This is a genomic window from Aeromonas ichthyocola (assembly GCF_046087985.1).
Lineage (GTDB): Bacteria > Pseudomonadota > Gammaproteobacteria > Enterobacterales > Aeromonadaceae > Aeromonas > Aeromonas rivipollensis.
On the sequence record NZ_JBJSWH010000002.1, the window covers coordinates 714,141 to 738,189 of the forward strand.

A 24,049-nucleotide genomic window follows, 5' to 3' on the forward strand; every position below is an offset into this window, starting at 1 on the left:
CTTCTTCAGGCTGTGAATGGACTCACACTTTGGCTCATTCAGAGCCCGTTTCAGATCAGCATCTCTATAATGGGCCCGCCTGGGCCTCTTCGGTGTCCTGGCATAACCTATTGATGCTACGGAATATTACAATGAAAAATAGCCACAAGACCCTGCTCGCCGCTGCCATTTCCCTCGGATTGATGGCAGGCTGTCACAGCAACAATGACTCCAAGGCCCCAGATCCCATGGTTCGCTTCGCTACCTTCAACCTCTCCTTCGATCGCACCGCCCCCGGCATGCTCTCCGGCGAACTGGCCCTGGACCGCGCCGCCCAGGACGCCCTGCTGGCCCGCTACCAGGAGGGCGACACCAGCCTCGGCAAGGCCGAAATAACCCAGGCCAAAAACGTGCAGCAGATCCGCAATATCGCCGAGATAGTGCAGCGCACCCGCCCGGACGTCTTCCTGCTCAACGAATTCGACAACGACGGCAAGGGCGAGAGCACAACGGATCTCAAGGCGTTCAACGACAACTACCTGGCCCATGCCCAGCACGGCGAGGTGCAGGCCATCAGCTACCCTGTGATGCAGAATTTTGCCACCAACACAGGGCTGATGAGCGGTCATGACCTCAACCTGGATGGCAAAGTGAGCAGCGGGCCGGACGACGCCTGGGGCTTTGGCAACTACCACGGCCAGTACGCCTTCGCGGTGATGTCGAAATATCCCATCGACACCAAGGGGATCCGCACCTTCCAGCACTTCAAGTGGAAGGACATGCCCGGCGAAACCAACCCCGTCATCGACGACTGCAACAACCCCAGGGCGCCGATCCCGGCCGGCCGCCAGTGTGGCGAGCCCTGGTATGACGACGCGGCCTGGGCGCAGTTCCCGCTCTCCTCCAAGAACCACGCGGACGTGCCGGTGCGCATCAAGCAGGGCAACAAGGAGGTGGTGGTCCACTTCCTCATCTCCCACCCCACGCCCCCCATCTTCGGCAATGCGGCGCGCCACAACGTCAAGCACAACAGGGCCGAGGTCGCCTTCTGGCAGGACTATGTGGAGGCCGCCAGCTACATGGTGGACGACGCAGGCAAGGCCGGCGGTCTGCCGGCGGGTGCCCGCTTCGTCATCGCCGGGGATCTCAACGCCGATCCGCAAGCGGGTGACGGGGATCTCAGTGCCATCCAGAACCTTCACAACCATGCGCTGGTCAACCAGTCGGTCACCAATGGCGCCCTGATCCCGGTCAGCCAGGGTGGCCCCGAGTGCCTCGCCAGCCAGCCGGATCAGTGCAAGCGCAACAACAACAGGCCGACCCCGGAGCGCATCACCAGCAGCAGCGGCCTGCAGCTCGATCACCTGATCCCCTCCGCCAACCTCAATGCGGTGGCCTCGGGGGTGTTCTGGCCCGCCAGCTTCGAGCCCGGCTACCACCTGGTGTATGACGCCAAGCTCGGCATCGCCAAGGGGGTGAGCTCGGATCACCGCCTGGTGTGGGTGGACATCGAACTGGACCAGTGATGTTCAGGATCACTCGATGAAAAGCGGGGCCATGATGGCCCCGCTTTTTTGCAGCTGGCGCTAGACCAGCTTCTCTACCCGGGCCGGCAGCCCCTGGCGGGCCGAGGAGCCGATGGCCCAGTCCACCAGGGGATAACGGCCGTGGCGGCTGGGATCCAGCACCGCCAGATCGTTGAGGTTGACCCCGGCGCCGCGCAGGGCGCTGGCCGCCACCGGCTGGCCGTCTACCCAGTGCTCCCGCGCCCCCAGCTCCTTGTGACCGAAGCCGTGTTCGATGGCGATGGCATCTTCCTGCACCCCGGCCACGCACTCGGCCAGCCCGATCACGCTGCCATTGGGGGTACTGACCCGCACCCTGTCCCCGCTCACTATGCCAAGGCGGGCCGCCGTCTGGGCGTTGAGCCGCACCCCGTTGCTGGGGTGCACCTGGCGCAGGCGATCCGAGCTTATGCTCATGGAGCTCATGGTGTGGGACTTGTAGCTGGTGAGCAGCAGGGGCCACTGGGCCGGCTTGAACGCCTCATTGAGCGGCGTGCCGTCGGCGAGCTGGGCCCGGAAGAAGCGCGGGGTGCCGCTCAAGAACTGGCCGCTCTGGCTGTGACGCCGGCTGCCCACCGCCGGGTTCCACAGCATCAGCGGCTTGGGCCAACGCTTGCTCGGCTGCCCCGATTCATCGCGCCCCTTGGCCACCGGCTCGAAGCGCCCGCCCCGGGCAAAGAGGTAGGCGGCGCGACTCGCCTCCTGGCGCTCAGTGTGGCGTTGAGGGTCGGCAGTATGCGTTCCACCCCGGACCAGGCGAGATCCTCAGCCCCTATGGGCGGCACAGGCTCACCCAGATAGGCGACGTTCGCCGCCCCATAGAGGGAGAAATCCGCCGCCCGATTGAGGGCATGCAGACTGCCATCGGCCCCCTTGACTGCCCCCTCGCCAAAGCCCGGCAACCCCAGGCGTTTCGCCACCGCGATAAAGAAGGACTCCATGCAGACCGGATCCCCCGAGGCTGTCTTGGCGACGCGAGGCTCCACCACAGGCCAGCGGCCGGTGGAGACCTTGGTCATGACGCCGTGCCAGGCGGTGGCCCAGCCCCAGGACTCATAGGTCAGGGTGTCCGGCACTATGTAGTCCGACAGCGCCGAGGATTCGTTGATGAAGCTGTCGATGCTGACAAAGAGCGGCAGCACGCCTGGGTCCTTGAGCTGCTCCCCTATGGCATGGCTGAGCCCCGCCTGACCGTAGAGGGGGTTGCCCATGTGGTTGATCCAGGCCTTGGCGCGGTAGGGATAACCGCTCACCGCCGCGGTCAGGTGCTCGCCGAGCAGAGGCCCCGAGATGGGGAACCAGGGCTCGTGGGCCGGATAGGGGTTCTGCCCCGCCTCGCGTTTGCGGCGATATTCCGAGGTCTTCTCGTAGGGGAACTTGGAGCGGGAGAGGAAGACACCTGCGGGTTTGACCATGCCCGGGAAGCTCGCCAGATCGTAGCGCGGCCCGGCGCCGAAGGGATCGAACTTGCCGCCGCTCGCCACGGCGCCGCCCCGGGCGTTGAGGTTCCCTATCATGGCGTTGAGCATCATGATGGCCCAGGCCGTGTAGAAACCGTTGGCGCTCATGGTACCGCCGTGGGTGATCACCGCCGCCCGGGTACCGTGGCTGGTGAACTCCCGCGCCAGCTCGACGATGTCGTCCACCGGCACGGCGCACTCGGCACTGTACTGCTCGAGGCTCATCTCCCGGCTCGCCTCGGCCAGCAGCTGGAAGCTGCTCTTGACCGCCAGCGGCCCGCCCGGGGTCGGAACGCTTAGCGCCACCCAGAGCCGGGCCCGCTCGCACTGGCCGGCGGGCAGCAGGGCGTCGCTGCCCTCTTCGACCACCAGCACTGCATCTCCCTCGCCATAGGCCTCGCCCTCAAAGGGCAGCCCCAGATCGCTGGCGTGCAGCATCTGGCCGAAGCGGGGGTGGGATTGGTCGCAGACAACCAGATGGCTGGCGTTGCAAAAGCCGCGATAGCCGGCCCGCTCGGCCGCGACTGCATTAGGGGCAGCCAGGAAGGGCTCGGCGTAGCGCTCGTTGTCGATGATCCAGCGCAGCATGGCCATGGCCAGGGCCGAGTCGGTGGCAGGCCGGATGGGCAACCAGCGGTTGGCGGGGGCGGAGGGCAGGTTCACCGTGTTCGGCAGGCTGGGGGCCACCACCACGTAGGAAAACGGCTTGCCCTGCCGTGCCCGCCCCGCCGCCAGCTGGCGGGACTGGCGCTTGAAAGGGTTGCCGGACTGCTGGGGGGAGGTGCCCATGAACAGCAGGAAGTCGCTCTCGTCCCAGTCGGGCTTGAGGTGGGCGTTCTTCTCCAGATCGTCCAGCAGGGCACCGGCACCCACCCTGAACGACAGGCCGCAGTAGGCGCCGTGGTTGGCAAAATTGCGGGTGCCGAAGCTGTTGAAGGTGAAGCGCTTGATGAAGGCATCGCGCCCCTCGTCCGAGGCGTTGCTCACCAGCAGCTGGTTGGCCCTGGGGCCATATTCCGGGTTCACGGGATCGAGCGGCTCGGCGAGGTTGTGGATGGCCCTGAGCCCCTCTACGCGCCCCTCCCCGAACAGATCGCCCCCCTCCACCACCTCCTCGATCAGCTGCTCGAAGGGGATGCTCTGCCAGCGGCCGCTGCCGCGCGGGCCGACCCGCTTGAGGCAGCGGGTGACCCTGTGGGGGCTGTCGAGCTGCTCCAGCATGGCGTTGCCCCGGGCGCAGGCGGTGGAGCGGCCATCCAGCCCCCCTTCCTGATAGCCGCTGGTAGCGAGCAGCGCCTGCTTGATCGGCGTCTTGAAGTCGATGTGGTGCAGGGCCGAGAGGGGGTGATAGGGGTTACCGAGGATACGCACTATCTTGTCGCTCTCGTTGTCGATGCGGGCCCGCACCCCGCACAGGGTCCAGCAGCCGAGGCACATGGTGTTGGCGAGGCGCTGCGCCGGGTTGGGGTGAAGTTCCCCTCCCTCATCGACCCTGTACTCCACCGCCAGGGAGTTGCCGTGGATGGGATCCCGGGTCGGCTTGCCCGAGCTGCCGGTGGCCAGCCCGCTCACCACCTGCTTGAGGGTATCGCTGTAACCGGCCACGAAGAGCCCCGTGCCCCCGGCGATGGCGGCTCCCTTGAGAAACTTGCGTTTGCTGTGATCCATCAGAGTGCCTCGCGAGCGCAATGGGTGGTGGCTGCCTGGGTGGCAGATGAAGTTGTAGCGGATGGCAGAGCCGGGGCGCGCACCAGCTCGGAGAGCGCCACCAGCAGGGCCAGCAGCAGGCCGAAGGTGCCGAGGATGCCGAGCACACCGGCCGGCCCCCAGGCTATCTGGTAGACATAGACGCCGGCCCCGTATTTCGGCGCCAACTGCCCCTGAATAAGCACCAGCCAGCGCAGACCCCACACCAAGTGCAGCGCCAGCAACCCCAGACCCCAGGTTTGCAGGCGGGGGGAGAATCGGTGCCCCGCCAGCAGCAACAGGCCGAGCAGGCCCAGGGTCAGCAGCAGCCAGTGGGCCGCCAGCCGCCAGCTAGGATCCAGCCGATAGAGGGCATTCGCCTCAGCCGCCGAGGCACCGCCAAACAGGGCCCAGCCCAGCAGGGAGAGCGCGAGCAGGCCAAGGGTCGGGCGGATCTGGCGCAGCAGCCCAGCCTCCGTGCCCTGCTGCCAGCCGGTCAGCAGGCGGTTGAGCAGCAGCAGGGCGCTCTGGGCCGCCAGCAGGGCGCTCAGCGCCAGCAACCAGGGGAGCCAAGGGGTGTGCCAGAGGGGCCGCGCCGCTACCACCATGGTCTCGAGCCCGGTGTAGAGGGCGATACTGAGCCCGCTTAAAATAGCCATCAAGGCAAGCGGCTTGAGCCAGGGCTCGCTGGGCCAATGTCCCAGGCAGAGCAGCCGCGCCAGGGCGGCGACCCTGTCATGCTCCTCGCCGCGCCTGGCCAGGTTGGGCCTTATCAGCAGCCAGCCAAACAGCATGGATAGCAGGCTGAACAGCGGCAGCAGGTAGGCGCCATACCACATGATGGAGGTGAAGCGGGTCTGGGCGTAGAAGTGCCAGGCCCGGGCCGGCTGGTGCAGATCCGCGGTCAGGGCTATGGGCGCCACCAGGCCTGCCCCCATCATCAGCACGGCGGCCAGGGTCTGCAGCCGCCGATCCGGTGCCTTGCGCCACAGATCGGCCGCGCCGAGCCAGAGGGCCCCATAGGCGAGGCCGATGAGGAAGAAATATTGCACCGCCCAGGGCAGCCAGGTGATGGGTTGCTCCGGGGCCAGCAGTTCGTTAATGGTCATGGGCTATCTCCTTGCCGTCGTCGCCAAGCAGGGTACGCTGCGCCGGATGGCCGTCGATCTTGCTGACGAAGGCCTCATCCATGCCCAGATAGAAGACCCGCGGCTGGGTATGGGCCTCGGGCTTGAGCACCTTGAGGGCGGACTCATGCTCACGCAGCAACCGGCTGATCTGGCTCTTGGGATCGTTCAAGTCCCCTATGATGCGCGCTTCGCCGACGCAGCTCTCCACGCAGGCGGGCAGCAATCCCGCCTCCAGCCGGTGGGCGCAGAAGGTGCACTTGTCGGCGGTGTTGGTCTCGTGGTTGATGAAGCGGGCGTCATAGGGGCAGGCCTGCACGCAGTAGCCGCAGGCGACGCACCAGTCGTTGTTGACCACCACTATGCCGTCATCGCGCTGGAAGGTGGCGCCCGTGGGGCAGACGTCGAGGCAGGCGGGCTCGGCGCAGTGGTTGCAGAGCCTCGGCAGCATCAAGAGGGAGGCGGGGGCATCGAGTGCCGCCATGTCGCTCACCTCGTACTGGCTGACAGTGGTGCGAAACTGGCCGAGAGGGGGCTGGTTCTCTATGGTGCAGGCCACTGTGCAGGCCTGACAACCGACGCAGCGGCGCAGGTCGATCAGCATGCCGTAGCGCTTGCTACCATCCCCCCGGCTGATGGCCGCCCGCCCATTGCGGGGAACGGGGACGGACTGGGCCTGAACTTGGGCCTGAGTCACGGGGGTCAGGGCCGCCCCTGCGGTGAGGGCGGCGATCCCGGATAACAATCGGCGCTTGCTGAGCTCCATGGCTTCTTTCCTTCTGCTGAGCTGGCTTCCCCCAAGAGGGGGGTTGGGCCGATTGTCCGCAACGCAGCAAGTCGCCTCTATTGTGGTTTTCCACATACCGGGAGCCGGGTTGATCCAGCGCAATAAAACCGGCCCCATAACCGCCAAACTGTGACCAAAGCCCCATTCGCCGCCCCATCACGGCGCCAGGGCGGCCCAGCGCATCGTCCCGGTGATAGACTGGCTTCCCCACCCCCATCAGCCGCCCAAGGAGAGCGCCCTGTTCCGTCACGCCCCCTCATCGCTCGCCCGCCAGCCCCTGCTGGCCCTGTTGCTCTGGATCTGGGTCGCCCCTGCCCTGGCCGGGCCTGTGCCCCCACCGACCGAGCCGGAGCAGGCCTTGGCCGAACCGGTGCGAATAGGCGTGCTGGCGACCCGCGGCCCGGCGCTTGCGAAGGCCCAGTGGCAGCCGCTGATGGGCTGGCTGGATGAGCGGGTGCCAGAGCGGCGCTTCGCGCTGGTGCCCCTGGAGCTCGATGCCCTGGCCGAGGCCGTCGCGCAAAGCCGGCTCGACTTTGTCATCACCAACCCGGGCCAGTCGGTGAGTCTGGCGCGCCAGTATCCACTGGCCTGGCTCGCCACCCTCAAGAGCCCGGCGGGGGGTGACAACCTCGCCATCGGCGCCGCTCTGGTAGTGCGCGCCCATGCCCCCTACCGGCACTGGCAGGATCTCGAGGGACAGCCGGTCGCCGCCGTGTCGGAAAACGCCTTTGGTGGCTACCTCGCCTACCGCTTCGAGGCGGACGAGCAGGGGGTCAGGCTGGAGCGCTTCTTCTCCGCCGTGCGCTTCACCGGCTTTCCCCTGGACAGGCTCATCGAGCAGCTGGCGGTAGGGGACGTCGCCGCCGCCATAGTGCCGGTCTGCCAGCTGGAGCGCATGGTGCGGGAGGGCAAGGTCGCCGACTCGGATTTTCGGGTGCTGGACAACCAGGCGCCGGCGGGCTTTGGCTGCCAGAGCTCGACCCGGCTCTACCCGAACTGGGCCTTCGCCCAGACGGAGCAGGCCTCCCCTGCGCTTGCTCTGGCGGTGACGCGAGCCCTGTTCGACCTGCCAGCAGACAGCGAGGCGGCCATGGCCGCCGATTCGGCGGGCTGGACAGTGCCCACCAGCCAGCTTGGCATCGACCGCCTGCTCAAGGCGCTGGATCGCCACCCCCTGCAGGGCCCCTGGTGGCAATCGGCCTGGCACTGGCTGCGCCAGCATCAGCAGTGGGGCTGGGGCGCCCTGGCGCTGGTGCTGCTGCTCGGCGGCCACCACCTGCTGCTGCAACAGCTGTTCAACCGCAGCCAGCGCCGACTGCTCGCCACCCGCCAGCAACTCGAGGAGAAGGGGCGCCAGCTCGAGCAGGCCAGGCGCCTCGCCGAGCTCGGCGAGCTCGGCGCCAACATGGCCCACGAGATCAACCAGCCCCTCACCGCCATCGCCAACTACAGCCAGGGTGCCCTGCTGCGCCTCGCGAGGCAGGGGCAGGATCCGGCCACAGCCGCATCACAGGAACCCCTGCGCCAGGCCCTGGAGCAGATTGGCCTGCAGGTCCAGCGCATCACCCAGACAGTCAACCGGCTGAGAGCCCGGCTGCAGAAACGCCCGCGCCAAGCCGAGCCCACGGACCTGGTCGCCCTGGTGGAGGGCCTGCAACCCCTGCTCGGTCAGATGCTGGTCCCCCTCGGCGTCACCTTCACACTGCGCTGGCAGGGGCAGCCGCGCCTGCTCCCCCTGGATGGCATAGGGGTGGAGCAGTTGCTGATGAACCTCATCAAGAATGGCGCCGAGAGCGCGGCCCGAACGGACGGCCCAGCGGCGCAAAGGGCTGAGCCGGGCCGGGTCGAGCTGCTTGTCTGCTTCGAGGCGGCGCTATTGATCCTGGAGATCCGCGACAACGGTCCCGGTCTGAGGTTGCCAGAGGCGCAGCTGCAGCAGGCGTTTCACAGCGACAAGGCCGACGGCATGGGGCTGGGGCTCGCCATCTGCCGGGACGTGGTCGAGTGTCATCGCGGCCAGCTCGCCTTGAGCAACCTGAGCCCCCATGGCTGCCTGGCCCGGGTGACCCTGCCCGCCCCTCAGCAGCGGCTTGAGGCCGCTCCCCATCCCAACCCAAGGAACTGACATGCAGTACGTTGACCGCCCTCCCCTCTACCTGGTCGATGACGATCAGGCCGTGCTCGACTCCCTGCGCTTCATGCTGGAGAGCTGCGATCTGACGCTCACCTGCTTTGACGATGGCGAACGCTTCCTCGCCGAGGTGGCGCTCCACCAACCCGCCTGCCTGATCCTGGATTGCCGCATGCCGGGGCTGTCGGGCCCCGAGGTGCAGCAGCGGCTGAAGGCGGCCCAGAGCCCCATCGCCATACTGTTTCTCACCGGCCACGGGGAGGTGCCCCTGGCGGTGGAGTCTCTCAAGCAGGGGGCGGTGGATTTCTTGCAAAAGCCGGTGCAGCTGGCCCCTCTGCTCGCCGCCATAGCGCGGGCCGAGCAGGCAACCCTGGCCGCGGCGGCGCGCCTTGCCCATAGACACGCCTTCGAGCGGCTCACCCCCCGCGAACACCAGCTGTTGCAGCTCATCGCCCAAGGCCACAAGAACCAGCAGATAGCGAGCACGCTCTGCATCTCGGTGCGCACCGTCGAGGTGTGCCGCGCCAGCCTGATGAAGCGCCTCGAGGTGGGCTCCCTGGCCGAGCTGATGCTGCGCTATGCGGCGGTCAATGGGCGGCCCTGAATCGCTCACGCCATGGGCAAACCCCAACCCCGGGGCATAAAACGTGGCGAGATCACACACTTGGCGCCGCCTTGGGGGTAGAGTAGCCCCTTCCCTTTATCAGGGCCGACCAAGGTCCTGCGCATTATTTCGAGGAGACATCATGGAACTGCTTCTGCTTAGCAATGGCAAAACCACCGAACACCCGGGCCTGCTCGGCTGGGCCCGCGACCGGGTGCAGACCCTGCTCGCCCGCAAACAGGTCAAGCGCATCCTGCTCATCCCCTATGCGGTGATCCGCAGCGACTGGGATGCCCGCGCCCAGGATCTCACCGAGAGCCTGGGAGTGGAGACCATTAGCATCCACCAGTTCGACGATCCCGTGGCGGCCATCAACCAGGCAGACGCCATCTTCATCAGCGGCGGCAACACCTGGCGCCTGAACCAGCTGCTGCACGAATACGGTCTGGTGGTGCCCATACAGCGGGCCGTGCGCGAACGGGGCGTGCCCTATGTGGGCTGGAGCGCAGGTTGCAACGTGGCGACCCCGAGCATCCGCACCACCAACGACATGCCGGTGTGCAGCGCTGCCGTGCTGCCGGCGCTGGGCCTGTTCCCGCTGCAGATCAATCCCCACTATCTGGACGCCAGCATCAGCGGCCACATGGGGGAGACCCGGGACGAGCGGCTCGCCGAGTTCTGCGCCATCAACCCGAGCGAATCCGTGGTGGCCCTGCGCGAAGCCAGCCTGTTGCAGATCAGCGGCGAGAGCAACGGCGAGACAGTCGAGTACTGGAGCGTGCGCGGCGAAGGCTTCAAGATCTTCAAGCACGGCGAGACGACCCAGGAGTATGAGGACGCCGCTCCCCTGGCCGCCCTCACTCCCTTCATCCCCAAGATCTGAGTCAGGGGCGCTGCAATGAAAAGAGGGATGGCCAAGGCCATCCCTCTTTCGTTTGCCCGCTCGCGCCGGGGTGAGGTCCCGCAAGGGCCCTCACTCCAGGATCGCCAGCGCCTCCTTGCCGCCGCCACGCTTGGGGGCCTTTAGCAGCAACACCAGCGGAATGGCGCACAGGCTGACCCACATCATCAGGCGGAAGTCCTGCAAATAGGCGAGCAGGCTGGCCTGGCGGGTCACCTCGCCGTTGAGCATGGCGAGCCCCTTGGGGGTGACCAGCGCCGCCGTCCCCATCCCCTGCTGCAGACCGGCATTGAAGGGAGTGATGTAGGAGGCGAACACCTCATGGTTCATCTGGGTGCGCTGGGCCAGATAGGTGATGACCACAGAGATGCCGATGCTGCTGCCGATGTTGCGCACCAGGCTGAACAGCGCCGTGCCCTCGTTGCGATAGCGCGGCGCCAGGGTCGCGAAGGTGATGGTGGAGAGCGGCACGAAGATGAAGCCAAGCCCCAACCCCTGGACTATGCCGGTGCGCACTATGTCCCAGCTGCTGATGTCGGTGTTGAACAGCGTCATCTCCCACATGGAGAAGCTGGTGAGCAGCAACCCCAGCAGGATCAGGATGCGCACGTCCACCCGGCCCGACAGCCTGCCCACCAGCATCATGGCGAACATGGTGCCGACCCCGCGCGGTGCCAGCAGGTAGCCGACGTCGATCACCGGGTAGCCCATCAGCCCCTGCATGAAGGGCGGCAAAAGCGTCATCGTCGCCAGCAGTATGATGCCGACGATGAAGATGAACACCAGGCCGACGCTGAAGTTGCGATCCTTGAACAGGGCCGGCTCTATGTAGGGATGGGGGTGGGTGAAGATGTGCACCACGAAGAGATAGAAGGCCATCACCATCATGACGGTCTCGATCACTATCTCCCGGCTGGCGAACCAGTTCTGGGATTCCCCCCTGTCCAGCGCCATCTGCAGTGCCCCTATCCCCAGGCTCAGCAGGGCAAAGCCCAGCAGATCGAAGCGGCGGCTGGCATCGAGCCTGGTCTCTTCGATGAAGGCGGCGAGCCCGAACCAGGCCAGCAGGCCGAACGGCAGATTGATGTAGAACACCCAGCGCCAGTTGTAGTACTCGGTGAGCCAGCCCCCCAGCGACGGCCCGAGGATGGGGCCCACCATGACACCTATGCCCCACATCGCCATGGCGGAGCCGTGCTTCTCGGGAGGATAGGTATCGAGCAGCACCGCCTGGGAGAGGGGCACCAGGCTGGCGCCGAAGATCCCCTGCAGCAGCCGGAACAGCACTATCTGATCCAGGCTCTGGGCAGCGCCGCACAGCATGGAGGCGACGGTAAAGCCCGCCACCGACCACATAAACAGTCTTTTCCGACCAATTCTTGCCGAGATAAAGCCGGTCAGCGGCATGAAGATGGCGGCCGCCACTATGTAGGAGGTGAGCACCCAGGAGATCTGATCCTGAGTCGCGCCCATGGCCCCCTGCATATGGGGCAGGGCCACGTTGGCTATGGTGGTGTCCAGCGCCTGCATTATGGTGGCCAGCATCACCGACAGTGTGATGAAGGTGCGGCGGGAGACCTGGTCAGTGCCCTCCGTATCTGTTGTCGTCATATCAACCTCGACCTGACAAGCCGGGCAGAGTGCGCTGGTGGCCGGTATCGATTTCGGCGGTGGCGCTCAGACCGGCGCGCAGGGTGGGCAGATCCGCCCCGTCCTCCAGCTTGATCCGCACCGCGACGCGCTGGGCTATCTTGACCCAGTTGCCGGTGGCGTTCTGGGCCGGGATCACCGAGAACTCGGAGCCTGTGGCCGGGCTCAGGCTCTCCACCACACCGTGCCAGCGGGCGTCCGGGTAGGTGTCCACGCTGATGTCGACCTGCTGGCCAGGCTGCACATGGGTCAGCTCTGTCTCGGTGAAGTTCGCCTCCACCCAGGGGCTGTCGGTCTCCACCAGCATCATGGCGGTCATGCCCACCAGGCTGTACTGGCCGGGCTTGGGTAACTGGCTGGCGATGCCGTTGGCGGGGGCATAGATGGTGGTGCGGGCCAGATCCAGCTTGGCCTTGGCCAGACCGGCGGCGGCTTCCTGATAGGCGGGCTGCTGCTCCACCGGCAGGTTCACGTCACCGTTCAGGGAGGCTTCGATCTTCTTGAGCCCCTCCTCCAGCGCCACCTGCTGCTGGGCTGTCTGTATGGTGAGCTGGCGGGCGTCATCGTAGTTGGCGGTGGAGGTGAAGTGCTTGGCCACCAGATCCGCCTGGCGACGCTCCTCCTTCAGGGCATAGGCATGGCGCGTACGGGCCACATCTATCTCCGCCTGCTGACCGCGATAGCTGGTCTGCAGCGCCACCAGATCGGTGCGCACCTTGGCGAGTTCGGCCTCGGCCTTGGTCACGGCGACCCGGAAGGACTCGGGGTCCAGCTCGAACAGCGGCTGACCGGCCTTGACCTGCTGGTTTTCGGCGACGAACACCTTGGCCACCCGGCCCAGCACCTCGGTACTGATGGGCACCTTGTCCGCCTTCACATAGGCATTGTCGGTCTCCACATAGCGTCCGCCGTGGAGGTAAATGGCGCCCGCCCCGACCAGGACCAGTGCCGGTACCACCACCAGCAGCAGCAGGCGGGTACGGCGCCGGTTCATCTTGGGACGGGAGGAGGAGGGTGAGTCAGTGGTCATAAAATCGCTCCGCTGTGTTGCGTCAAAGTGAGAAATCAGGGATGAGAGAGGTTGGCGCGCAGTATCTTGAGGGAGTGACAGAGCGCATCCGTCGCCTCCTCCCCCAGCTCGCCGATGGCGCGCTGATGCACCAGATCGGACGCCTGCTTGATCATCGCCAGATAGGGGGTTGCGGCCTCGGTCAGGTAGAGCTGATAGGCCCGGCGGTCGCCGGGATCGCTGCGCCGCTCCACCAGACCGTTCTCGGCCAGCTGATCCAGCTGGCGGGCCAGGGTGATGGGCTGGATATCCAGGCCGTCGGCCAGCTCCACCTGACGTATCCCCTCGCGGCGCGCTATGTGCACCAGGGCGCGGGCCTGGGCCAGGGTCAGACAACTGCCTTCCAGCTGCTGCTGGAACTGACGACGCATCAGACGCTGTACGTCGCCGATCAGGAATCCGAGGGAGTCGGGTTGTTTGTTCATAGCATGCAACCTATATAATAAGCTTTGCTTATTATAAGCCATGGGCCGACATATGCAAACTGGCCCCGGCCGCCGTTTGGGTTCATGCTGGGGACCACCACCTCAACGGCAGGAGAAACATCATGGATATCAGGATGGAGCGGGACAGCCTGGGGGAGATAGCCGTCCCGGCGGACAGACTGTGGGGCGCCCAGACCCAGCGCTCCCTGCACCACTTCAACATCTCGGGGGAGCGCCAGCCCATGGAGATCATCCATGCCCTCGCCCGCATCAAGTCCGCCTGCGCCAGGGTGAACCACGCCCTGGGGCTGCTGCCCGCCCGCAAGGCCCAGGCCATCATGGCCGCCGCCGACGAGGTGCTGTGCGGCCTGCACGACGCCGAGTTTCCCCTGATGGTGTGGCAGACCGGCTCAGGCACCCAGACCAACATGAACCTCAACGAGGTGCTGGCGAACCGGGCCAGCGAACTGCTTGGCGGCGCGCGGGGGGAGGCGCGGCTGGTGCATCCCAACGACGAGGTGAACAAGAGCCAGTCCAGCAACGATGTCTTCCCGAGCGCCATGAACCTGGCGGCCGTCACCGCCATCACCGGCCAGCTGCTGCCGGCTCTCATCACCCTCAAACAGACCCTGGCCAGCAAGGCCGCCGCCTTCGACGACATCATCAAGATTGGCCGCACCCATCTGCAGGACGCCACCCCCCTCACCCTGGGTCAGGAGATCTCCGGCTGGGTCGCCCAGCTCGCTCAGGGGGAGCGCCACCTGAATGCCGCCCTGCCCCATCTGTGTGAGCTGGCCCTCGGCGGCACCGCGGTCGGCACCGGTCTCAACTGCCCGCCCGGCTTTGCCGAGGCGGTGGCCAAAACCCTGGCCGAGCAGACAGGCCTGCCCCTGGTGAGCGCCCCCAACAAGTTCGAGGCCCTGGCGGCAAGCGATGCCCAGGTCCATGCCCATGGCGCCCTCAAGACACTCGCGGCTTCTCTCATGAAGATCGCCAACGACGTGCGCTGGCTGGCGAGCGGCCCCCGCAGCGGGCTCGGGGAGCTCAGCATCCCGGAGAACGAACCCGGCTCCTCCATCATGCCGGGCAAGGTCAACCCGACCCAGAGCGAGGCGCTCAAAATGCTCTGCGCCCAGGTGATGGGCAACGACGTGGCCATCAACATCGGCGGCGCCAGCGGCAACTTCGAGCTCAACGTGTTCAGGCCCATGATCGCCCATAACTTCCTGCAGAGCGTGCGGCTCTTGGCGGACGGCATGCAGAGCTTCCACGATCACTGTGCCCTCGGCATAGCTGCGAACCGGGCGCGCATCGACGAGCTGCTGGCCCGCTCCCTGATGCTGGTGACGGCGCTCAACCCCCACATCGGCTATGACAAGGCCGCCGAAATTGCCAAACTGGCCCACCACCAGGGGCTGACGCTGCGGGAGGCCGCCATCGCCTCCGGTCACCTCAGCGCCCAGCAGTTCGATGCCTGGGTGGTGCCCGCCGACATGGTAGGACGGCAGCCATAGGCCAACTTGCCTCGGGCCAACTCAGTCCCCGGGAGTCAGATGCCGGTGCCTGCCCAGATGGTGGGACCAGGTAAATGGAGGCGGTTAAAAACAGAAAGGGCGCCATGGCGCCCTTTTCATTAGCAAAGCCGTCTCAGCTCTTGCTCTGGCAGTTGAACATCCAGCGGGTGCCGAACTTGTCCACCAGAGAACCGAAATAGTCGCCCCAGAACATCTCCTGCAGCGCCATCTCCACCTGGCCACCCTCCCCCAGGGCCGCAAACAGACGGTCGGTCTCGGCGCGGCTGTCCGGCTCCAGGTTGAGGTAGCTGTTGTTGCCCTGCACCAGGGTGAATCCCATGCTGGCGGGGGCGTCCGTGCCCATCAGCACATGGCCGCCCAGGATCGCCAGCTCCACATGCATCACCAGATCGCCATCTTCCTGTGACAGGGGCGGCTGACCCGGGCAGCCTGGGGACTCCTTGAATCTGTGGATGGGGCCGTTGAACTCGCCGCCGAACACCTCGCGGTAGAAGAGGAAGGCCGCCTCCGTCTCCCGGGCAAAATTGAGATAGGTACTGACACGCGCCATGATGAGCTCCTTGGTCATTGATAGCGGATTTCGAGGCCAGCTATCAGCATAGAAGAGCCGACGCCACCCAGGTCGCTCACTACCCCAGTGAGTCCTGAGTGGTGGTTTCCCTCGTTTCCCCATGAGTACCTGGCTGATAATTCATGAAAAAAAGAGCAACCCGACCCCGTCGAGGGTTGCACCTCGTTACCCATCCGAAAACATGTATACAACCCATTAATATTTCGGTGAAAACCTGTATCGAGTCCTATTCATAGGCTCAATCCTCCGAGTCATTTGGCATAGGAAAATTCAACAATGTAGCCAGGACATTAAAATTTCTTGCTTGAAGGTTGCACCTGGTTGCGCCATTCTCGGCAAAATTTAACCGTCCGGTAATATTGTTACCTTCTAGACACAGGAAGTCCCATGGCCACTACCACCCTCGGCGTTAAACTCGATGAAGCGACCCGCGACCGTCTCAAGCAGGCCGCCCAGACTCTGGATCGCACCCCCCACTGGCTGATCAAGCAGGCGATCTTCACCTATCTGGAGCAGCTGGAGCGTGGCCTGACCCCGCCCGAGCAGTCCGGTCTGGCCGCTGCCGCCGGGGAAGAGGCCATCGAGACCCTCACCGAGCAGGGGATCCAGGTCTTCCTCGAGTTTGCCGAGAGCATCTTGCCGCAGTCCGTGCTGCGTGCCGCCATCACCTCCGCCTATCGCCGCCCCGAGACCGAGGCCGTGCCCATGCTGCTGGAGCAGGCCCGCCTGCCCAAGGAGAAGGCCGAGGCCACCCAGAAGCTGGCCCTCGGCATCGCCGAGAAGCTGCGCAACCAGAAGAGCGCCAGCGGCCGTCAGGGCCTGGTGCAGGGTCTGCTGCAGGAGTTCTCCCTCTCCTCCCAGGAAGGGGTGGCATTGATGTGTCTGGCCGAGGCGCTGCTGCGCATCCCCGACAAGGCGACCCGAGATGCCCTGATCCGCGACAAGATAAGCGGTGGCAACTGGAGCCAGCATCTGGGCCAGAGCGCCTCCCTGTTCGTCAACGCCGCCTCCTGGGGCCTGCTCATCACCGGCAAGCTGGTGGCCACCCACAACGAGGCTGGCCTCAACAGCTCCCTCAAGGGGCTGATCGGCAAGGGCGGCGAGCCGCTGATCCGCAAGGGTGTGGACATGGCGATGCGCCTGATGGGGGAGCAGTTCGTCACCGGCGAGACCATAGCCGAGGCGCTGGCGAACGCGGGCAACATGGAAAACCGGGGCTTCCGCTACTCCTACGACATGCTGGGGGAAGCGGCCCTCACCGAGGAGGATGCCAAGCGCTATCTCGCCTCCTACGAGCAGGCCATCCACGCCATCGGCAAGGCCTCCCACGGCCGCGGCATCTACGAGGGCCCGGGCATCTCCATCAAGCTCTCCGCCCTGCACCCGCGCTACAGCCGCGCCCAGTACGATCGCGTCATGGAAGAGCTCTACCCCACCCTGCTGGGCCTGACCCAGCTCGCCAGGCAGTATGACATCGGCATCAACATAGACGCCGAGGAGGCCGATCGGCTGGAGATCTCCCTCGACCTGCTGGAGAAGCTCTGCTTCGACCCATCCCTGGCTGACTGGAACGGCATCGGCTTCGTCATCCAGGCCTATCAGAAGCGCTGCCCCTATGTGATCGACTACGTCATCGACCTCGCCAAGCGCAGCCGTCACCGCCTGATGATCCGGCTGGTGAAGGGCGCCTACTGGGACAGCGAGATCAAGCGCGCCCAGCAGGATGGCCTGGAGGGTTACCCCGTCTATACCCGCAAGCCCTACACCGATGTCTCCTATCTCGCCTGCGCCCGCAAGCTGCTGGCGGTGCCCGAGTCCATCTATCCCCAGTTCGCCACCCACAACGCCCACTCCCTGTCGGCCATCTACCAGCTGGCGGGGCAGAACTACTACCCGGGCCAGTACGAGTTCCAGTGCCTGCACGGCATGGGTGAGCCGCTCTACGAACAGGTGGTCGGCAAGGTCGCCGACGGCAAGCTGGGTCGCCCCTGCCGCATCTATGCGCCGGTCGGCAGCCACGAGACCCTGCTCGCCTACCTGGTGCGCCGCCTGCTGGAGAACGGGGCCAACACCTCCTTCGTCAACCGCATCGCGGACAACAGCATCTCCCTGCAGGATCTGGTGCAGGATCCGGTACAGCAGATCGAGCAGATGGCCGCCCGTGAAGGCAGCCTGGGTCTGCCCCACCCGCGTATTCCCCTGCCCCGTGAGCTGTACGGCGAAGCCCGCCCGAACTCCGCCGGCCTGGATCTCGCGAACGAGCACCGACTGGGTTCGCTGTCCGCCGCCCTGCTCGGCAGCACCAATACCCGCTATCAGGCCCTGCCCATGCTGGGCTGTGATGTGCCGCCGCCGACCGAGTTCCAGAATGTAGTCAATCCTGCGGATCATCGCGATCTGGTCGGTCAGGTGGTGAGGCCAATGGCGAGCTGGTCGATAGTGCGCTGAGCTGCGCCCTGGCCAGCGGCCAGATCTGGCAATCGACCCCGCCGGCCGAGCGTGCCGCCGTGCTGGAGCGCGCCGCCGATCTGATGGAATCCGAGCTGCAACCCCTGATGGGCCTGCTGGTGCGCGAATCCGGCAAGACCTTCGCCAACGCCATCGCCGAGGTGCGCGAGGCGGTGGACTTCCTGCGCTACTACGCCGCCCAGGCGCGCAACCACTTCGCCAACGAGAGCCACAGACCGCTCGGCCCCGTGGTCTGCATCAGCCCCTGGAACTTCCCGCTGGCCATCTTCAGCGGCCAGGTCTGCGCGGCCCTGGCGGCCGGCAATACTGTGCTGGCGAAACCGGCGGAGCAGACCCCCCTCATCGCCGCCCAGGCGGTGCGCATCCTGCGTGAGGCCGGCGTCCCCGCCGGTGCGGTGCAACTGCTGCCGGGCCGCGGTGAAACCGTGGGCGCAGCCCTTATCGCGGACGAGCGGGTCCGTGGCGTCATGTTCACCGGCTCCACCGAAGTGGCGGGCATCATCTCCCGCAACCTGGCCGGTCGCCTCGACGCCCAGGGCCGCACCATACCTCTCATCGCCGAGACCGGCGGCCAGAACGCCATGATCGTCGACTCCTCCGCCCTGACCGAACAGGTGGTGATGGACGTCATCTCCTCGGCGTTCGACAGCGCCGGTCAGCGCTGCTCCGCCCTGCGGGTGCTGTGCGTGCAGGACCGACGTGGCCGAGCGGGTGATCCGCATGCTCAAGGGCGCCATGGCCGAGTACAAGGTCGGCAGCCCCGAGCACCTCTCCACCGACATAGGCCCTGTCATCGACGCCGAGGCCAAGGCCAACATAGAGCGCCACATCAAGGCCATGGGGGACAAGGGTCGCCGGGTGCACCAGATTGCCCGCACCCAAGAGGGCGCCTGCAACCGCGGCACCTTCGTGCTGCCGACCCTGATCGAACTCGACAGCCTGGATGAGCTGGGCCCAGAGGTGTTCGGCCCGGTGCTGCACCTGGTGCGCTACCCCCGCGCCAAGCTCGGCGAGCTGCTCGCGCAGATCAACGACAGCGGCTACGGCCTGACCCTGGGGGTCCATACCCGCATCGACGAGACCATAGCCCAGGTGGTCAACACCGCCAAAGTCGGCAACCTCTACGTCAACCGCAACATAGTGGGCGCCGTGGTCGGGGTGCAGCCGTTCGGCGGCGAAGGGCTCTCCGGCACAGGTCCCAAGGCGGGTGGCCCGCTCTACATGTACCGTCTGCTCGGGGCGCGCCCGCAGGAGGCGGTGACCAGCCAGCTTCGCCAGGAGCAGGGGGCCACCCCGCAAGCCGAGGCCGCCAAACCGGCACTGCTGGCCTTGCGTGGCTGGGCGAGCAAGCAGGCCCCGGCACTGGTGGCCCTGTGCGATCGCTACGGCGAGCTGGCGCTGAGCGGCCTGACCCAGTTGCTGGTCGGCCCCACCGGCGAGCGCAACAGCTACAGCCTGCTGCCCCGGGAGCGGGTGCTCTGTCTGGCCGCCGACGATCAAGAAGCCAGGGCGGATCTGCTGGCCCAGCTGGCGGCCTGTCTGGCCGTCGGGACGCAAGTGCTGTGGCAGGACAATGCCCAGAACCGCACCCTGCTGGCCAGCCTGCCCAGCGAGGTACAAGGGCGTATCCAGCTGGTGGCGGACTGGGCCAACAGCGACATCGGCTTCGATGCACTGCTGCACCACGGCGACTCGGATCAACTGCGGGAAGTGGCCAAGCTTGCCGCCGCCCGTGCTGGTGCCATCGTCGGCGTGCACGGCCTGCACCGCGGCGAGACCGACATCCCCCTGGAGCGCCTGCTGATCGAACACGCCCTCTCGGTCAACACCGCCGCCGCCGGTGGCAACGCCAGCCTGATGACCATAGGCTAAGCGCCACATAGTGACAGAGACCCAGGCCCCGCAGACGCGGGGCTTGTTCTTTCTGCCATGGGATAAACGAGCAAAAAGAAGGCCGCCCTCATCGGGGCGGCCTTCTTGTTCCCCCTTATCCCCTTGTGGGAGAAGGGTCGGGGAGGACGGAGATTAAACGTACTCCATAAACACCCGGGAGGTGAGCTTGGTGATCAGCTCATAGGGAATGGTGCCTATCTCCTCGGCCGCCATCCAAAGTCCAAGGGTTAGACGTACTCCATAAATACCCGGGAGGTGAGCTTGGTGATCAGCTCATAAGGAATGGTGCCTATCTCCTCGGCGACCCGCTCCACCGGCAAACCTTCGCCCCAGAGCACGGCCTCGTCGCCGGCCTTGTCGGTGGCGCCAGGGCCGAGATCCACTGTGGTCATGTCCATGGAGACCCGACCCACCAGCGGCACTATGCGGCCATTGACCAGCACCGAGGTGCCGTTGGGCGCCATGCGGGGATAGCCATCGCCGTAACCGATGGCGATGACGCCGAGCCGGGTATCCCGGGTCGACACCCAGTTGGCGCCGTAACCCACAGGCTCCCCCGCCTTGTGATCCCGCACCGCGATGAGCTGGGTCTTGAGGGTCATCACCGGCTTGAGGTCATAATCCGCCGCCACAGTGTTCGGGAAGGGGGAGACGCCGTACAGGATGACGCCGGGGCGCACCCAGTCGCAGTGGGAGTCCGGCCAGGCCAGGATGCCCGCCGAGTTCGCCATGGCGCGCTCGCCTTTGAGCGGTGCGGTCAGGCGGCTGAAGAGATCGATCTGCTCGCGGGTGGTGGGCTGCTCGAGCTCATCGGAGCGGCTGAAGTGGGTCATGATGTTGAACGGCTGCACCACGTTCTTGCAGCGGGCCAGCCGCTCGATAAAGGCGGGCATCTCCTCGGCCCGCACCCCGAGCCGGTGCATGCCGGTGTCGAGCTTGAGCCAGGCCACCACGGGAGCCGGCAACTCGGCCTGCTCCAGCGCCTCGAGCTGCTCCCAGGTGTGCACCGCGGTCTGCAGGTTGTTGGCCGCCAGCACCGGCAGATCGGCGCTCGAGAAGAAGCCCTCCAGCAGCACTATGGGTTTGACCACGGCGCAGGAGCGCAGCATCAGCGCCTCCTCGATGCGGGCCACCGCGTAGGCGTCCGCATCCACCAGGGTGCGGGCCACCGGCAGCAGGCCATGGCCATAGGCGTTGGCCTTGACCACGGCGATGATCTTGCAGGAAGGCGCGTGGCGCTTGACCACGGCGAGGTTGTGGCGCAGGGCCGAGGTATCGATTTGGGCAATAGCCGCTTTCATCTGTTTTCCCTTACGAGGGCATGATGGCGCACCTGCGCCAGGCACCGAGTGGTGTCATCCCTTGATAGTCATCGTCTAAGGCCGGACCGGCAGAATTGTCGAACCGGGAAAACTGTGTCTGGTATCCGGGGGGACTTACGCACTGATATGGGTGCGCAGACCGGCCCCTACTTAGTAATCGTCATCAAACGCCGGACCGGCGTAGTTGTCGAACCGGGAGAACTGACCCTGGAAGGTGAGGCGCACTCGGCCTATGGGGCCGTTACGCTGCTTGCCGATGATGATCTCGGCAATCCCCTTGTCGGGACTGTCGTCGTGATAAACCTCATCACGGTAGATAAACATGATCAGATCCGCGTCCTGCTCGATGGAGCCTGATTCACGCAGGTCCGAGTTGACCGGACGCTTGTCGGCCCGCTGCTCCAGGCTTCGGTTCAACTGGGAGAGCGCCACCACGGGGCACTGCAGCTCTTTCGCCAGCGCCTTGAGGGAGCGGGAGATTTCACCGATTTCCAGGGTTCTGTTGTCAGACAGCGCCGGCACCCGCATCAGCTGCAGGTAGTCGATCATGATCATCGAGAGGCCGCCGTGCTCGCGGGCGATGCGACGGGCACGGGAGCGCACGTCGGTCGGGGTCAGGCCGGAGGCGTCATCTATGTACATCTTGCCCTTCTCGAGCAGCAGCCCCATGGTGGAGGAGAGGCGCGCCCAATCTTCGTCGTCGAGCTGGCCGGTCCGCACCTTGGTCTGGTCGATGCGCCCCACGGACGCGAGCATACGCATGATGATCTGCTCGGAGGGCATCTCCAGGGAGAAGATGAGCACCGGTTTGTCGGCGGTGAGGGCCGCGTGCTCGCACAGGTTCATGGCGAAGGTGGTCTTGCCCATGGAGGGACGGGCCGCGACTATGATGAGGTCCGAGCGCTGCAGGCCGGCGGTCATCTTGTCGAGATCGCCGTAACCGCTGGAGACCCCGGTCACCCCGTTGTGAGGGGTCTTGAACAGCTCCTCAATCTTGTCGACCGTCTGCTCCAGAATGAGCTTCAGGGGCTGCGGGCCCTCGTTGGCGCTGGAGCGCTGCTCGGCAATCTGGAACACCTTGCTCTCGGCAAGATCCAGCAGATCGCCTGAGGTGCGGCCCTGGGGCTCGTAACCCGCTTCGACTATCTCGTTGGCGACCGAGATCATCTCCCGCACCACGGCCCGCTCACGCACTATCTCGGCGTAGGCATTGATGTTGGCGGCGCTCGGGGTGTTCTTGGCGATCTCCACCAGATAGGCGAAGCCACCGGACTCTTCCAACTGCTCGGAGCGCTCCAGCTCCTCCTGCAGGGTGATGAGATCGATGGGGTTGCCCGCGTTGGAGAGGCGGGTCATGGCCTGGAAGATCAGGCGGTGGGGACGGCTGTAGAAATCCTTGTCGATCACCCGCTCGGCCACCCGATCCCAGGCCTCGTTATCCAGCATCAGGCCGCCCAGTACGGACTGCTCGGCCTCAAAAGAGTGGGGGGGAACTTTCAGCTGTTGTGTCTTGGCGTCTTTTTTCGCCGTCACTTGCTCTGCCATACACATAAAAACCGCAGCGGGAAGGGGACGGGAATTTTACAAAAGAAACCCCGCCATCGCGAGCGCTAATGCGCGCTATTCACCTCATCCGTTGGCCAGCCTCCTCCCAGGTGGCCGGCTCATCGGGTCTTGGGGACCTCCTTGCCCCTCACAGCACGAGGAAGGGCCAGACCAGGGTCTGATCCTTCGCCTTGGATTTGAGCTTGTTGCGCAGTCTGCGCACCGAACGACTCGGTCGTCTGTTTCTCATGGGCATCCTCCTTGGCGCCCCCGGGAGGGGCAATCTGTTCATGAATAATTCATGCCAGACATGTTAATCATACCCGCAAGCTGCAACACAAAAAGGGACCGGCAGCCTGCCATGCGCCTCGCTGAGCTTGCACAAGCAGAGCATGCCCCCACCTACATGAGAGTGAAAGAGTCAAAATGAAAAAGATGCTGACCCTGTTTGCCGTGATCCTGGCCATTGGCCTTGGGGCACCCATAGCCGAGGCCAAGAAATTTGGTGGCGGCAAATCCTTTGGCAAGAGCTACAAGACGGCACCGGCCCAACCGGCACCTACTGCTGCTCCCGTGAATGGCAAGAACCCGACCCTGGCTGCGGCGCCCAAGAAGAGCGGCATGATGGGTGGCCTGCTGGGCGGCCTGCTGGCCGGTGGCCTGTTCGCTTACCTGCTGGGCAGTGGCGCCTTCGAAGGCCTGCAGGGCATGGACTTCCTGCTGATCGCCCTGCTGGCACTCGGTGCCGTGTTCCTGATCCGCGCCCTGCGCAAGAATAAGGCGGCGGCAACCCCACCACAGGCGGCCTATGCGGGCTATCAGCCACCGTCGGCGCCGCAGCAGTTCGAGCAGAGCAACGGCGCCCCGCAGGCGACCGGCTTTGCCGACAGCGACGTCCCCTTCCGCCTGCCGCCAGGCTTTGACATGAACGGTTTCCTGTCCGGTGCCCGCGATCACTATCGCACCCTGCAAGAGGCCTGGAACAAGAACGATCTGGAGAAGGTACGCGAGTACGTGAGCCCGGAGCTGTTCCAGCACCTCCAGACCGAGCGCGCCGAACTGACCGGCGAGCAGCATACCGAAGTGATGTATGTGGACACCCAGCTGGTGCGTGCCGACTACGGCAGCGACTGGGCCCAGGTCAGCGTGCGCTTCAGCGGTCGTTACATGGACCGTCAGGAGCAGGTCGAGGAGGACATCAAGGAGGTGTGGCACCTCGAGCGCAACCTGGCCAAGGACAATGCCCCCTGGCACATCGTCGGTATCGAGCAGCTCTAAGCACGCCCGTCCGGCAAGCATGATAAAGGCGACCTCAGGGTCGCCTTTTTAT

At 65.5% G+C, this 24,049-nt stretch carries 18 protein-coding genes and 1 pseudogene; 9 read left to right on the top strand and 10 right to left on the bottom strand.

Translation table 11 applies throughout. The features are described from left to right. Nucleotides 1-131 precede the first annotated feature (131 nt). Nucleotides 132-1,505: an endonuclease/exonuclease/phosphatase family protein gene (locus ACF2JD_RS08025; RefSeq protein WP_440987152.1), complete on the top strand. Its 1,374-nt coding sequence runs from the start codon at nt 132-134 to the stop codon at nt 1,503-1,505. A 60-nt stretch (nt 1,506-1,565) separates the two neighbouring features. Here the strand turns inward: ACF2JD_RS08025 and ACF2JD_RS08030 are convergent, their stop codons facing one another. From ACF2JD_RS08030 to dsrO, 4 genes are read right to left on the bottom strand one after another with little or no spacing between them, the layout of a single operon-like run. After that, the gene (locus ACF2JD_RS08030) at nt 1,566-2,138 is read right to left on the bottom strand and encodes a molybdopterin dinucleotide binding domain-containing protein (RefSeq protein ID WP_440987153.1); all 573 of its coding nucleotides are present in this window, start codon (nt 2,136-2,138) and stop codon (nt 1,566-1,568) included. Then, nucleotides 2,138-4,672: a molybdopterin-dependent oxidoreductase gene (locus tag ACF2JD_RS08035; RefSeq protein WP_440987154.1), complete on the bottom strand. Its 2,535-nt coding sequence runs from the start codon at nt 4,670-4,672 to the stop codon at nt 2,138-2,140. The genes ACF2JD_RS08030 and ACF2JD_RS08035 overlap by 1 nt, the downstream gene beginning before the upstream one ends. Next, a complete protein-coding gene (gene nrfD / locus ACF2JD_RS08040) occupies nt 4,672-5,799 on the bottom strand; it encodes an NrfD/PsrC family molybdoenzyme membrane anchor subunit (RefSeq protein WP_440987155.1) in 1,128 nt (375 codons plus the stop codon). Before nrfD ends, ACF2JD_RS08035 begins: the two co-directional genes overlap by 1 nt. Then, nucleotides 5,789-6,583 (bottom strand): sulfate reduction electron transfer complex DsrMKJOP subunit DsrO, encoded by a 795-nt coding sequence (gene dsrO / locus ACF2JD_RS08045; protein WP_440987156.1) that lies wholly within the window; start codon nt 6,581-6,583, stop codon nt 5,789-5,791. The genes nrfD and dsrO overlap by 11 nt, the downstream gene beginning before the upstream one ends. A 259-nt stretch (nt 6,584-6,842) precedes the next feature. Between dsrO and ACF2JD_RS08050 the strand changes: the two genes are divergently transcribed. The 3 genes from ACF2JD_RS08050 (at nt 6,843) to pepE (ending at nt 10,222) form a co-directional block, all read left to right on the top strand. Further along, entirely contained in the window at nt 6,843-8,729 is a 1,887-nt protein-coding gene (locus ACF2JD_RS08050; RefSeq protein WP_440987218.1) for a PhnD/SsuA/transferrin family substrate-binding protein, read from the top strand. Nucleotide 8,730: 1 nt separating this feature from the next. Continuing rightward, nucleotides 8,731-9,339 (top strand): response regulator, encoded by a 609-nt coding sequence (locus ACF2JD_RS08055; protein WP_440987157.1) that lies wholly within the window; start codon nt 8,731-8,733, stop codon nt 9,337-9,339. A 142-nt stretch (nt 9,340-9,481) separates the two neighbouring features. Continuing rightward, the gene (pepE, locus tag ACF2JD_RS08060; protein WP_234677634.1) at nt 9,482-10,222 is read left to right on the top strand and encodes a dipeptidase PepE; all 741 of its coding nucleotides are present in this window, start codon (nt 9,482-9,484) and stop codon (nt 10,220-10,222) included. 90 nt (nt 10,223-10,312) lie between these two features. On the opposite strand, the gene ACF2JD_RS08065 is transcribed toward pepE, so the two are convergent. The 3 genes from ACF2JD_RS08065 to ACF2JD_RS08075 are packed head-to-tail and all read right to left on the bottom strand — an operon-like array spanning nt 10,313 to nt 13,384. After that, nucleotides 10,313-11,851: a DHA2 family efflux MFS transporter permease subunit gene (locus tag ACF2JD_RS08065; protein WP_303807484.1), complete on the bottom strand. Its 1,539-nt coding sequence runs from the start codon at nt 11,849-11,851 to the stop codon at nt 10,313-10,315. Between the two features lies 1 nt (nt 11,852). Beyond that, on the bottom strand, nt 11,853-12,920 hold the full coding sequence (locus tag ACF2JD_RS08070) for an efflux RND transporter periplasmic adaptor subunit (RefSeq protein ID WP_440987158.1): 1,068 nt from the start codon (nt 12,918-12,920) through the stop codon (nt 11,853-11,855). Between the two features lie 35 nt (nt 12,921-12,955). Continuing rightward, entirely contained in the window at nt 12,956-13,384 is a 429-nt protein-coding gene (locus tag ACF2JD_RS08075; protein ID WP_106885974.1) for a MarR family winged helix-turn-helix transcriptional regulator, read from the bottom strand. Nucleotides 13,385-13,506: 122 nt separating this feature from the next. Here ACF2JD_RS08075 and fumC point away from each other — a divergent pair, with 122 nt between their 5' ends. Beyond that, nucleotides 13,507-14,898 carry a class II fumarate hydratase gene (gene fumC / locus ACF2JD_RS08080; RefSeq protein WP_440987159.1) on the top strand — a complete coding sequence of 464 codons (1,392 nt, stop codon included), beginning with the start codon at nt 13,507-13,509 and terminating at the stop codon, nt 14,896-14,898. Nucleotides 14,899-15,031: 133 nt separating this feature from the next. Here the strand turns inward: fumC and ACF2JD_RS08085 are convergent, their stop codons facing one another. Next, nucleotides 15,032-15,469 (bottom strand): VOC family protein, encoded by a 438-nt coding sequence (locus tag ACF2JD_RS08085; protein ID WP_111909834.1) that lies wholly within the window; start codon nt 15,467-15,469, stop codon nt 15,032-15,034. Between the two features lie 408 nt (nt 15,470-15,877). Here ACF2JD_RS08085 and ACF2JD_RS08090 point away from each other — a divergent pair, with 408 nt between their 5' ends. From ACF2JD_RS08090 to ACF2JD_RS08100, 3 genes and pseudogenes are all read left to right on the top strand, one after another. Next, nucleotides 15,878-17,938, top strand: coding sequence for a proline dehydrogenase family protein (locus ACF2JD_RS08090; protein WP_440987160.1), 2,061 nt, complete (start codon nt 15,878-15,880; stop codon nt 17,936-17,938). A gap of 23 nt (nt 17,939-17,961) precedes the next feature. After that, nucleotides 17,962-18,591, top strand: a pseudogene (locus ACF2JD_RS08095) (aldehyde dehydrogenase family protein); the annotation flags it as partial. Nucleotides 18,592-18,679: 88 nt separating this feature from the next. Continuing rightward, nucleotides 18,680-19,831, top strand: a complete 1,152-nt coding sequence (locus tag ACF2JD_RS08100) for an aldehyde dehydrogenase family protein (protein WP_440987161.1) — start codon at nt 18,680-18,682, stop codon at nt 19,829-19,831. Nucleotides 19,832-20,079: 248 nt separating this feature from the next. Here ACF2JD_RS08100 and alr read toward each other — a convergent pair whose 3' ends face one another. Both alr and dnaB read right to left on the bottom strand, forming a co-directional pair. Continuing rightward, nucleotides 20,080-21,153, bottom strand: coding sequence for an alanine racemase (alr, locus tag ACF2JD_RS08105; RefSeq protein ID WP_234677637.1), 1,074 nt, complete (start codon nt 21,151-21,153; stop codon nt 20,080-20,082). Nucleotides 21,154-21,324: 171 nt separating this feature from the next. Continuing rightward, nucleotides 21,325-22,719: a replicative DNA helicase gene (gene dnaB / locus ACF2JD_RS08110; RefSeq protein ID WP_005330482.1), complete on the bottom strand. Its 1,395-nt coding sequence runs from the start codon at nt 22,717-22,719 to the stop codon at nt 21,325-21,327. A 426-nt stretch (nt 22,720-23,145) separates the two neighbouring features. Between dnaB and ACF2JD_RS08115 the strand changes: the two genes are divergently transcribed. After that, nucleotides 23,146-23,997 (top strand): Tim44 domain-containing protein, encoded by an 852-nt coding sequence (locus ACF2JD_RS08115; protein WP_440987162.1) that lies wholly within the window; start codon nt 23,146-23,148, stop codon nt 23,995-23,997. Nucleotides 23,998-24,049: the final 52 nt, after the last annotated feature.